This window comes from Corallococcus aberystwythensis (genome assembly GCF_003612165.1).
In the GTDB taxonomy this organism is placed as follows: Bacteria; Myxococcota; Myxococcia; order Myxococcales; family Myxococcaceae; genus Corallococcus; species Corallococcus aberystwythensis.
The window spans coordinates 1-6,819 of the sequence record NZ_RAWK01000392.1; the positions used below are offsets into that span (position 1 = coordinate 1).

The window sequence follows — 6,819 nt, forward strand, 5'->3', positions numbered from 1 at the left end:
ACCCCCAGCCCCGCCCACATGGCCGCGGGCTCGCCATCCTCCCAGGCCTCGCGCTGGGCTTCGCGCAGCGCCGACGCCGCGCCCTGCCCCGCCGCCAGGTGCCGGTAGTAGCGCTCCAGCAGCGCCGCGGCCTCGGCGTCGCGCATGGGCCACAGGCTGGCCACCACCGCGCGCGCACCGGATTCGAAGAAGGCCCGCGCCAGGCTCAACACGCCCTCGCCCGCGAGCAGCGCGCCGGAGGCCCCCCGGCAACTGGAGAGCACCACCAGCGCGTCCTTGAGCCGCAGCTCCGTGATCTCCCGGGGCTGGAGCAGGCCGTCCTCCCCCGCCGCGCCCGGGGCCAGCACCAGGGCGGAGCGCTCGGGGGACTCCACGTCCACGACCGCGTGCGCGGCCACGTGGAGGATGCGCACCGCGTCCCAGCGGGAGGCCTTGAGGGCATGCTCGGACGCGTCCGCCCCCATGAGCAGCCGGGGCTTCACGGCCGTGTCCTCCAGGGCCTCGCTCACCGTGCGGCCCTCGCGCCGCGCCTCCGGGAGCGCGCCCAGGCTCGCGGTCTCCAGGAACACGCCGCCCCTCGCGCTGGCCACTTTCGCCGCGCCCGGCGCGGTGTCTCCCCGGTCGGGATCCGCCAGGACCAGGGCCTCGCCTCCGGGGGGGTGTTCGGGCTGCTCGCGCCAGTGGTGGAGCAGGCTCGCGGAGGGCACCCGCGCCAGTTCGTACCGGGCCACCAGCGGCGGTCCGTCCGCGCGCTCCCGCAGCGCGGCGAAGGGCAGGTCGTGCAACGGGCCATCCGGCACGAGCAACAGGCGCGACACCTTCGGTGGAAGGCCTCGCAGCGCGGGGGCGAGCAGCTGCGCGTACAGCGCCGCGGCGGTCCCTGCCTCTGAACCATCGCGGCGCTCGATGAGGCCCGACAGGAGCGCCACCGCGGGGCGCAGCCGAGCGCGCTCGGGGATGCGGTACGCGCGCGTGCCCTCGCGCGTCACCGCCAGCACCCACGCGCCGCCCGCGCGCTCGCCCTGGAGGTCATGGTCCGTGCCCGCGAGGAAGACGAGCAGGGCCTCCTCCTCGCCCAGGCGCTGCTCGGTCGCGGCGAGTGATGCGAACGGAAGCTCCGCGTGCCGGGCCGTCGGACGCTGCTCCAGCGCCCGAGGCTGCCCGGTCTCGGCGGGCGATGCGAATGGGAGCTCCATGCGGCGGGCCGCGGGTCGCAGCTCTCGCTCGCGGCGCTCCAGTTCCTGGAGTTCGCCCAGCAGCCGTGCGCGCTCGGATGCGGACAGCGCTGGTTCCAACAGCCTCCGCTGGGTGCCGGACAGGGCGCGCAGCACGCGGGTCCGCGCTTCCCGGTGCTCCGGTGCCTCCTCTTGCGCTGGGAGCGCGCGGGAGGCCACCAGTGCCTCGAACAACGTCCTCGCCCTCAGGCGCTCACTCACCGCGAAGGCTCGCTCCAGCGCCTGGCGCGGCGGCACGGCGGAGGCTTCTCCGGCCTCCAGGGTGCGGCCCGCGAGCCGGTGGTAGTCACTGGCCCAGCCGGAGAAGAGCTCCGCCTGGCTGGTCGCGTCCCGCTGCCACTGGCGCAACACCTCCACCGCGTCGAGCGCGCGCTCCGCCTCCCCCAGCGCCTCCGGCAACGGGCGCGTGCGGAAGGCCACCATCGACCGCGCCCGCCACGCGGAGGCGAGGTAGAGCGGGTTGTCGTGCCCGGCGGCCAGGGACAGGGCCTCGTCCACGTCGCGCCACGCGGCGGCCGCATCCACCGCCGCGCGGCGTTCGGCGCGCGTCCACAGACAGGAGATGCGTCGCTCGGGCAGCCCCGTCTCCCTTGCGATGTCGATGCAGCGGCCCAGCGCCTCCTCCGCTTCACGCCGCTCCCCGGGCCCGTCCCCCAGCAGCTCCGCCACGAGGCGCAGCGACATCGCTTCGAAGACCTTGCTGCCCGCGCGCCCGGACGCCGCGAGCGCCTCCCTCGCGAGCCGCAGCAGCCCCGACCGGCCTCCTGGTTCGGGCCGCTCCTCCTGCCTCTGGAACGCGAGGTTCGCGAGCGCGAAGCGGACGCGCGCCTCCGTGCCCGCGTCCTTCGTGCGCTCCGCCAGCTCCGCGAGCCGCGCGTAGATGTCCAGCGCTTCGTCGAAGCGGCCCAGGTTCACGCTCACCGTGGCCAGGGGGCTGAGGAGCTGCTTCTTCATGCCATCCGTGCCGCCCGGGAAGGCCAGGGCCTCCGCGCGCTTGAGCAGCCGGTAGGCGCGCCCCAGGTCCTGGCCCAGATCGGAGAGCTCGGCCGCCTCCAGGATGAGCGCGCGCACCTCCAGCTTCGCGTCCCCGGAGGCGCGCGCCACCTCGCCCACCCGCAGGACCCACTGGTGCGCCTCCTCCGTCTGGCCGCGCATCCCCAGCACGCTGCGCAGGTTGATGCCGGCCAGCACCTCGCCCTCCGCGTCCCCCTGGCTCCGGAAGGCGAGGGCCGCGCGGCGGTAGGACGCCTCCGCCAGCGCGGGCTCGGACAGCAGCTCCGTGTGGCCGAGCACCAGCGTGAGCCAGGGGCGGTCCGGGTGCCTCGCGATGAGCCCCTGGAGCCTGCGCCGTGCCTCGTCGCGCCCCTGGAGCCCCTGGGCGTTCCGGAAGAAGCACATCGCCGCGTCGGAGTCCTCCGGATGCGCGTCGAAGGCCTCCTCGCACCGCGCGAGCGCGGAGGGCTCCGGGGGCGCGGCGGCGTGCGCGGGGATGCCCAGGGCCAGCCCCACCGCCAGGGTGAAGCCGCCCCACCGTCCCCTGCGCTGTCGCCGCCTTGCGGTCACCTCAGCCCTCCGCGGGCTCCACCGTACATGCGCCCAGGATGGTGACAGGCTCCGGCATGCCCGTGATGGGGTCCTTGGCGTAGACGGTAATCTCGCAGAAGGTGCTCTTGGGAGCCGGCGGATCCTCGCGCCCCTGCCGCTCGAGGGTCAGGACACCCGCGGACATCTGTTCGGCGCCCGGCGGAAGGATGAGCTGCGCGCGGACCCCGCCCGAGGAGGGAGCCCGGGCGCTCACCCGCAGGGGCGCTCCCGCGCTCACGGTTCCCGTGACGGTCGCGAGCACGGCACCGGAGTCGTCCAGGATGCGCAGGGTCATGGGCACCGTGGACGGCGCGCGCAGGGTGCCCGCTTCCACCACGGAGGCCATCACCGTGTCATACGCGGCGCCCGCCAGCGGTTGCGTGGTCACGACCATCGTGTACGGCGCGGGCGCGGTCTGCGCCGCGGCCGTGACGCCCCACACCAGCGCCATCATCACCAGCGCGCGCATCCAGTCCCTGCCTGCATGGATTGTCTTCATCGCCTTCCCCCTCTGCATGTCATTCATTGCGTGGACTGCTCCTCAACGCGCGCGGCTTCGCACGCGTTCACCGCGAAGGTCTCAACAACTCGCGGCCTGCTCAGCGCAACCGGTTCACGAACGTGCTGCTCCGCTGGAGGCTTCCATCCGGCAGCCGGGCTTCCACCTGCCACAGGATGCGCGCTCCGGCGGGCAGCGCCCCGAGCACGTCCGCCGGCACCGTGTACTCGCGCGCCTCCAGCCGCTCCGCGCGATGGAACAACTTCAGGTCCTCCGACGACACCTGCACGCTCCAGGACACCGCCTGGGGCACTCCGCTCCAGCGGAGCACGAACTGCTCGCGAGGAAGCGCGGTGGCTTCCGGCACCCCCGAGGCAATGGCCTCCGTCGCGCCACCGCGGATCCGCTCCGGGTCCTCCCCCGCCTGCTGCTGCCGCAGAACCACGACCGTGCCCACCAGGACCACCAGCGTCGCCGCCATCGCGGCCCAGGCGGGCCGTCCCTGCCAGACGCGCCGTGCCGGCTCGCGCCGCGCGGCCAGGGGAACCACCTTCGCGGGGGCCTCCGCCTCCGCCACCGTCGAAGCCTTCTGTGCCTCCGCCGCCGCCTGCGACATCGCCTTCGCCAGCCGCCAGGCCTGTGCCCACGCGGGATCCGCCGCGACCTTCTCGATGACCGCCCGGCGCTCCTCGGCCGGAAGCGCCTGCGTCACCGCGAGCCAGACGCGCTCCGCGTCCACCGGCTCCCCTGGCGCGTCGTCGTCGCGCAGCGCCGTGCGCAGCCGCTCCACGCCCGCGGCCTCCAGCGTGTCATCCTCGGGACGGCGTTCGCTCACGGCTCGATTCCCTTCGTGGAGAGACAGGCACGCAGCGCGCTCAGCCCCCGGTAGATGAGGTTCTCCGTGCGCTTGGCCTCCCAACCCAGCAACTCCGCGGCCTCCGGAACGGTGTGCCCCTGCAGGTGCAGCGTCACGGCGAGGCGGCGGTCCTGCACCAGCCCCTGGAGACAGTCGCGCACGGCCCGGGCAATCTGCGCCGCGCCCGCCGCGCGCTCCGGGTCTCCTGGCGCCACTGGCTGGGCGGGCCCCTGCGCCACCTCCTCCAACGCCACCTCCTTGCGAGCCCCCAGCCGGCGAAGCTCGTCGACGAGCGTCGTGTACGCCACCCGGTACAGGTACGCGGGCGTCAGCTCCGCGCGGCCCGGGTCGCGCCCGCGCAGCTCCACCACCTTCATCATCGCGACCTGCAACAGGTCGTCCCGCCGGTCCGCGAGCGACGCGGGGCAGACGCTCGCGAGCGCCCGTCCCAGGTCCCGCCGCAGCGTCTCCAGCCCGGCGTCCGGGGATGCACCCGCCCATGGGCCGTGTCGCAACTCCAAGCTGCCTCCCCTCGCGAAAACGGGTGCCGTGCGTCGTTCGAACGCATCATCGGCGGCAAGCAGAAGCCGGGCAATCCAGGAGAGTCCCCCCGGGGCCCAAGGGCTCCGGGGAGGACACTCGCCAGCGGGCTACCGGAGGTTCGCGTCCCAGGCAATCAGCCGCAGGTCCCCGCCCCCCGTGCCCGTGGTCAGGCGCACGGCGGTGACGACGAAGCGGACGCCCACGGTGGTGGCGGTGACGGACAGGCCCGGCACGATGGCGCCCGCGCGCTCCTTGCCGGTGCGGTGCACCTTGCCCTCCGCGTCCACGTCCCAGGTGTACACGCGCAGGTTGCCCGTGGTGTCCCGCACCGGGGTGACCAGGTGCGGTCCCCCCACGCGCGTCGCGCTCAGCTCCAGGATTTCCTCGCCGTCCTCCTGGTCGCGGCGCACGAACTGCCCGGCCGCGGTGACGTCGAAGGAGATGTTGCGCAGCACGCCGTTGTTCAGGCGCACGCTGGCCACCACCATCTCGTGCGAGGTGTTGCCCGCCCACACGGTGCTGATGGCCACGTCCGTCACCGCGCCCGCCAGGTAGGAGCCCCGCTCGATGACGAGCTTGTCCGGGGTGATTTCCCACGCCGTCAGGCTCAGGTTGCCCGTGGACGTGCGCACCGCCGTGACGACGCCGCTGAAGCGGCCCGTCTCCCCGGCCACCTGGCCGCTGAGGACGGGCGTCATGGCCACCTTCGTCACCGCCTCGCCGAAGCCGTTGCTCCGGCGGGTCAGCGTGTCCAGCGTCGAGGACGCCTCCCAGGTGCTGACCTTCAGGTGGCCCGTGGCGTCGCGGAAGGCGCTCACCACGCCCAGCCCTCCTAGCGGGAAGGGGGCCAGGTTGATCTCCGTCGCGTCCGCGTCGCCGCCGGCATCGCCCTTGCGCGTGAGGGTGCCATTCGTCGCGACCTGCCAGGTGATGAGCTTGAGCTTCCCGTCGCCGTCACGCAGCCCCGTCACCACGTCGCGGGTGCTGCCCGGGTGGGGGTGGGCCAGGGCCACGCCGCTCGCCGCGCCCGCGGAGGCGTCTTGCAGATGGGTGAGGGTGCCGTTCGACGCCAGCTTCCACGAGCTCAGCGCCAGCTGCCCCGACACATCCCGCGTGGCCGTCACCACCATGTTCCCCGAGGATGCCGTGGCCACCTCCAGCGCCGGGGCGCCGGTGATGTCGCCCCGGCGCCAGAGCGGATCCGGGTGGATGGCGGAGGGGAACTGGTTCAGCGCCTCGTTGTTGAGGGGGAAGAAGCCGAACATGGGGTCCTCGGTCACCGCGCCGTTCCTCTGCCACGCCTGCGAATAGGGCAGCGGCAGGGAGGTCCCCATCGTCGTCTCACCCGTCATGGGCTTCAGGTGCACGTGCAGGTGGGGATTCGACGAGGCGCCGGAGCTGCCCACGCGGCCCAGGAACCGCCCGCGCTTCACGCGCACCCGCTGCGCCGCGGGGACGATGACTTCCCGGGGCAGGTCCCCCACGCGGTCCTCCGCGTCCGCCACGTAGGGGTCGTTGAAGGGGCACAGCTCCTCCGGGACGCTCCCGGGCTGAAGGTGCGCGTAGAGGATGATCTTCCCGTCGTCCGTGCGGATGTTCAGGTGGTTGCCCGAGCGCGGGATGCGCAGCGGGTTCGTGGTACGGCCCGGGTGGGGCACGTCATCACCGCCGTACACCGCCGGCTTCAGGCCCTCCGGGGCGTTGCGCCAGCAGGTCAGCACCTCGCCATCCGCGATGGCGGAGACGGGCAGCCCGTAGACGACCCAGTCGGAGTTGCGCGGGTCCGCTGCGTAGTCGGCGAAGGGGACCTTCAAGCGGGTGAACTGCTGCGCGTCGTCGTCGAAGCGCACGGCGCTCAGGTCCCGGTTGTGCGTGCCGCCATGGTCGCTGGAGATCCACCAGTGGCTGCCCTCCGGGAGGTCCGCGCTGCTGCCGGGGAAGGCGTAGGTCTGCGCGAACGCGTTGAAGCCCAGGGTGGTGAACGCCACGGCGGTGAGCCGGGCCATGGAACGAAGACGCGGGGACGGGGACATGGGCGGCTCCTCGCAAAGCGGCGCCCAGCGGCCGTGATGGCCCTCCGGTTTCGCGCCTGCCCCCACCCC

Annotated in this window: 5 protein-coding genes; all 5 read right to left on the minus strand. The window is 73.8% G+C overall.

Translation table 11 applies throughout. The annotated features are described in order from the left end of the window. A partial coding sequence (locus D7W81_RS38550) for a CHAT domain-containing protein (protein WP_147445778.1) occupies nucleotides 1-2,798 on the minus strand: 2,798 nt, incomplete at its 3' end. A 1-nt stretch (nucleotide 2,799) separates the two neighbouring features. Then, nucleotides 2,800-3,318, minus strand: coding sequence for a hypothetical protein (locus tag D7W81_RS38555; protein ID WP_147445779.1), 519 nt, complete (start codon nucleotides 3,316-3,318; stop codon nucleotides 2,800-2,802). Between the two features lie 100 nt (nucleotides 3,319-3,418). Then, complete coding sequence (locus tag D7W81_RS38560) at nucleotides 3,419-4,153, minus strand: hypothetical protein (protein ID WP_120560346.1); 735 nt, start codon at nucleotides 4,151-4,153, stop codon at nucleotides 3,419-3,421. Continuing rightward, a complete protein-coding gene (locus D7W81_RS38565) occupies nucleotides 4,150-4,695 on the minus strand; it encodes an RNA polymerase sigma factor (RefSeq protein ID WP_120560347.1) in 546 nt (181 codons plus the stop codon). The genes D7W81_RS38560 and D7W81_RS38565 overlap by 4 nt, the downstream gene beginning before the upstream one ends. Before the next feature lie 129 nt (nucleotides 4,696-4,824). Then, entirely contained in the window at nucleotides 4,825-6,750 is a 1,926-nt protein-coding gene (locus D7W81_RS38570) for a M23 family metallopeptidase (protein WP_120560348.1), read from the minus strand. Between the last annotated feature and the right edge of the window lie 69 nt (nucleotides 6,751-6,819).